This is a genomic window from Streptomyces sp. NPDC058674, assembly GCF_042716505.1.
Taxonomy (GTDB): Bacteria; Actinomycetota; Actinomycetes; order Streptomycetales; family Streptomycetaceae; genus Streptomyces.
The window spans coordinates 2,800-5,469 of record NZ_JBHXSC010000130.1 but is presented as its reverse complement, the minus strand read 5'-3'; the positions used below and the strand labels follow the sequence as shown (position 1 = coordinate 5,469).

Below are 2,670 nucleotides of genomic sequence, written 5' to 3'. Positions count from 1 at the left end.
TTGTTCGGCGGCGTCCTACTCTCCCACAGGGTCCCCCCTGCAGTACCATCGGCGCTGAAAGGCTTAGCTTCCGGGTTCGGAATGTAACCGGGCGTTTCCCTAACGCTATGACCACCGAAACACTATGAAATTTGAACACTGGATGAAGACACAGCTGTTCGTTATTTCAGAACTAACACAGTGGACGCGAGCAACTGAGGACAAGCCCTCGGCCTATTAGTACCAGTCAGCTTCACCCGTTACCGGGCTTCCACATCTGGCCTATCAACCCAGTCGTCTACTGGGAGCCTTACCCTCTCAAGGAGGTGGGAATACTCATCTTGAAGCAGGCTTCCCGCTTAGATGCTTTCAGCGGTTATCCCTCCCGAACGTAGCCAACCAGCCATGCCCTTGGCAGGACAACTGGCACACCAGAGGTTCGTCCGTCCCGGTCCTCTCGTACTAGGGACAGCCCTTCTCAATATTCCTACGCGCACAGCGGATAGGGACCGAACTGTCTCACGACGTTCTAAACCCAGCTCGCGTACCGCTTTAATGGGCGAACAGCCCAACCCTTGGGACCGACTCCAGCCCCAGGATGCGACGAGCCGACATCGAGGTGCCAAACCATCCCGTCGATATGGACTCTTGGGGAAGATCAGCCTGTTATCCCCGGGGTACCTTTTATCCGTTGAGCGACGGCGCTTCCACAAGCCACCGCCGGATCACTAGTCCCGACTTTCGTCCCTGCTCGACCCGTCGGTCTCACAGTCAAGCTCCCTTGTGCACTTACACTCAACACCTGATTGCCAACCAGGCTGAGGGAACCTTTGGGCGCCTCCGTTACTCTTTAGGAGGCAACCGCCCCAGTTAAACTACCCATCAGACACTGTCCCTGATCCGGATCACGGACCGAGGTTAGACATCCAGCACGACCAGAGTGGTATTTCAACGGCGACTCCACAACCACTGGCGTGGCTGCTTCAAAGTCTCCCACCTATCCTACACAAGCCGAACCGAACACCAATATCAAACTATAGTAAAGGTCCCGGGGTCTTTCCGTCCTGCTGCGCGAAACGAGCATCTTTACTCGTAGTGCAATTTCACCGGGCCTATGGTTGAGACAGTCGAGAAGTCGTTACGCCATTCGTGCAGGTCGGAACTTACCCGACAAGGAATTTCGCTACCTTAGGATGGTTATAGTTACCACCGCCGTTTACTGGCGCTTAAGTTCTCAGCTTCGCCACACCGAAATGTGACTAACCGGTCCCCTTAACGTTCCAGCACCGGGCAGGCGTCAGTCCGTATACATCGCCTTACGGCTTCGCACGGACCTGTGTTTTTAGTAAACAGTCGCTTCTCGCTGGTCTCTGCGGCCACCCCCAGCTCACGGAGTAAATCCGATCACCAGTGATGGCCCCCCTTCTCCCGAAGTTACGGGGGCATTTTGCCGAGTTCCTTAACCATAGTTCACCCGAACGCCTCGGTATTCTCTACCTGACCACCTGAGTCGGTTTAGGGTACGGGCCGCCATGAAACTCGCTAGAGGCTTTTCTCGACAGCATAGGATCATCCACTTCACCACAATCGGCTCGGCATCAGGTCTCAGCCTTAATGAGGGACGGATTTGCCTACCCCTCGGCCTACACCCTTACCCCGGGACTACCACCGCCCGGGCTGGACTACCTTCCTGCGTCACCCCATCGCTTACCTACTACCACCTTGGACCGGCGGCTCCACCACTTTCCTTTCCCCGAAGGGTCCGGAACGGCTTCACGGCCTTAGCATCAATGGATTCGATATTGGGCGTTTCAAAGCGGGTACCGGAATATCAACCGGTTGTCCATCGACTACGCCTGTCGGCCTCGCCTTAGGTCCCGACTTACCCTGGGCAGATCAGCTTGACCCAGGAACCCTTAGTCAATCGGCGCACACGTTTCTCACGTGTGTATCGCTACTCATGCCTGCATTCTCACTCGTGAACCGTCCACAACTAGCTTCCGCTGCTGCTTCACCCGGCACACGACGCTCCCCTACCCATCACAGCGGGCGTTGGCCCTCATGCTGCAATGACACGACTTCGGCGGTACGCTTGAGCCCCGCTACATTGTCGGCGCGGAATCACTTGACCAGTGAGCTATTACGCACTCTTTCAAGGGTGGCTGCTTCTAAGCCAACCTCCTGGTTGTCTCTGCGACTCCACATCCTTTCCCACTTAGCGTACGCTTGGGGGCCTTAGTCGATGCTCTGGGCTGTTTCCCTCTCGACCATGGAGCTTATCCCCCACAGTCTCACTGCCACGCTCTCACTTACCGGCATTCGGAGTTTGGCTAAGGTCAGTAACCCGGTAGGGCCCATCGCCTATCCAGTGCTCTACCTCCGGCAAGAAACACGTGACGCTGCACCTAAATGCATTTCGGGGAGAACCAGCTATCACGGAGTTTGATTGGCCTTTCACCCCTAACCACAGGTCATCCCCCAGGTTTTCAACCCTGGTGGGTTCGGTCCTCCACGAAGTCTTACCTCCGCTTCAACCTGCCCATGGCTAGATCACTCCGCTTCGGGTCTAGAGCGTGCAACTCAATCGCCCTATTCGGACTCGCTTTCGCTACGGCTTCCCCACACGGGTTAACCTCGCTACACACCGCTAACTCGCAGGCTCATTCTTCAAAAGGCACGCAGTCACGACCC

General features: G+C 56.2%; 2 rRNA genes (1 of these 2 only partly in view). Both read right to left on the bottom strand.

What is annotated here, in order from left to right:
* Positions 1 to 2 precede the first annotated feature (2 nt).
* Positions 3 to 119, bottom strand: a 5S ribosomal RNA gene (rrf, locus tag ACFWU6_RS33445).
* A gap of 77 nt (positions 120 to 196) precedes the next feature.
* Positions 197 to 2,670, bottom strand: a 23S ribosomal RNA gene (locus tag ACFWU6_RS33440) (it continues 730 nt past the right edge of the window).